This window comes from Angustibacter peucedani (assembly GCF_054779595.1).
The window spans coordinates 1-266 of record NZ_BAAGXY010000159.1; the positions used below are offsets into that span (position 1 = coordinate 1).

A 266-nucleotide genomic window follows, 5' to 3' on the forward strand; every position below is an offset into this window, starting at 1 on the left:
CTACGGTTACCTTGTTACGACTTCACCCCAGTCATGAATCACAAAGTGGTAAGCGCCCTCCCGAAGGTTAAGCTACCTACTTCTTTTGCAACCCACTCCCATGGTGTGACGGGCGGTGTGTACAAGGCCCGGGAACGTATTCACCGTGGCATTCTGATCCACGATTACTAGCGACTCCGACTTCATGGGGTCGAGTTGCAGACCCCAATCCGAACTACGACGCACTTTATGAGGTCCGCTTGCTCTCGCGAGGTCGCTTCTCTTTG

General features: G+C 53.8%; 1 rRNA gene (running past one end of the window). It reads right to left on the reverse strand.

Annotated features, from left to right (window positions below):
* A 16S ribosomal RNA gene (locus ACYVJ4_RS18300) occupies positions 1-266 on the reverse strand (its annotated part continues 314 nt past the right edge of the window); the annotation flags it as partial.